Here is a 1,813-nt window from a genome sequence, read left to right as displayed (position 1 = left end):
GACGGTCGCGCCCTTCGTCGTTCACCCGGCCCCGTCCAAGATCCGAGCACGCATCACGCATCACGCATCACGCATCACGCATCACGCATCACGCCTGAAGGATATGCACCGGCGGCCCGTGCCCCTCAGGGACGCGGGCCGCCGGTCTCACACTCGGCCTCAGTTGCAGAACTCGGCCTGGGCTTTCAATGCTGCCACTGGCGCCTCGCCCTTGCCATACTTGGTGGCGCAGACTACGACCCCGATCTCGGCGTCGACCCACGTGAAGAGTTTCCCTTGAATCCTGGTGCCGTCGAGGCATTTCAGAGACAAGGGAACCGTGACTTCTTCCATCGCGGCATATCCGACGTATGTCTTCTTTTCCTTGACGCCGGACAGGAAGCGGTCCAACTCTGGGAGGGCGTCACTGGTTCCGGATGTGATGATTTCCAGCTCATCCTCGATGGCCGCCAGAGTGGCGGTTTCATCCACGCGGTCGGATTCCCATTCGAGCTTGGCAGTGAAAGGTTTGTCGACCAGGACGACGCTCTTTTCATCGCCCCATGGGGGATCCACCTTCCGAATCGCCGTGAACGTCAAGCTGCGCGGAAGCTTTTTCACCGGGGGAGCGGTGATGGCGGTGCTCCCGCAGCCCGCTCCCTCCGCGGAGCGCGTGGCGGACGCACTCCCGGATGGCTTGGGGCTGCTGTCCGCCGCACAGCCGGTTGCCGACATGGCCACGACGGCGACAGCCACCCATGCTGGACGTGGCCTCATTGGTCAGCAGTAGCTGCTCTTGGCGAGGGCGGCCATGCTTCCGGACGGCTGGACGATGTCGCACTGGGCGGCTCCCACCTCCTGCACGTGGTGGGATCTGCCGGTGCCCTTGGCCGCGACCAACACGATGCCGCCGCCGCTGGAGCAGGAGTTCTTCTCCCAGTTGCCCGTGACCTGGACACGCCCCGCATAGGTGACCACGTACTTCTTCGGCTTGACCGTGGCGGTGACGGAGACGGACGAAGTGGAGGTCGTGGAGCCGGAGGCGGCGAGCGACAGGCTCGTGCTGGCCGACAGCTTGCCGATCACCGCGCTGGCCTCGGCCGAAGCGCCGGACGTGTAGGTGATGCCGGCGGTGAGCGTCAGCTGATGTCCGGTGGTGAAGTTGGACGACATGTCGGACGAGGTGCCGTTGTAGTGTCGTGTCGCATGGGTGATTTTCTTCGGCTTGGCCACGTTGGACACGGTGTACCAGGTGCCTATGTAGCCGTCACACGGAATACCCATCACACTTACGTCCCCGTCGGTGCCCTCGATCGTAGGCGGCACCGGCTCGGCAGCGTAGGCCGTCGAGCCCGCTCCGGTCACAGCACCGAGAGCGAGAAGAACTGCTGCCACAGGGCGGCATGCCAGGCCGAAAGAACGATTCACTTGCTTCCCCTATCTCACATTCATGCGATTTCCGAAAGTGCGTGGCCGAAATTTCAGCGCGACTACGCATCGTGGATGGCTGGCGCAACCGATGTACATGAAGGGCCCGATTTACTCGCGAGCCGAAGGCGGTCGAGTGATGACTGCTCGAGATGTGACAAGAGCGATCGCCCGCGGCTTTCATTTCCCTGCTCCCGTCACGTACATGCCATCAGCGTGAAGCCACGGTAGCACCACAAGATCTCCAAGAAATAGAGATCAGCAGCAATCTTGCAAAAGAAGAAGTCGGGTAATCGCCCCCAATACGCGCAATGCGGATGCGGGGGAGTGGCGTGCGTGAGGGGCAGGCGTGATGCGTGCTCGGATCTTGGACGGGGCCGGGTGAACGACGAAGGGCGCGACCGTC

At 62.9% G+C, this 1,813-nt stretch carries 2 protein-coding genes; both read right to left on the bottom strand.

Annotated features, from left to right (window positions below; genetic code table 11):
* Positions 1-159: 159 nt before the first annotated feature.
* On the bottom strand, positions 160-600 hold the full coding sequence (locus ACFP2V_RS35620; RefSeq protein ID WP_381219821.1) for a hypothetical protein: 441 nt from the start codon (positions 598-600) through the stop codon (positions 160-162).
* A gap of 159 nt (positions 601-759) precedes the next feature.
* Positions 760-1,263 (bottom strand): hypothetical protein, encoded by a 504-nt coding sequence (locus tag ACFP2V_RS35615; RefSeq protein ID WP_381219818.1) that lies wholly within the window; start codon positions 1,261-1,263, stop codon positions 760-762.
* Between the last annotated feature and the right edge of the window lie 550 nt (positions 1,264-1,813).

Source organism: Streptomyces incanus, from assembly GCF_042656345.1.
Lineage (GTDB): Bacteria > Actinomycetota > Actinomycetes > Streptomycetales > Streptomycetaceae > Streptomyces > Streptomyces incanus.
Note: the sequence above shows the minus strand (reverse complement) of the source record. Positions and strands in the feature narration are given on the sequence as shown.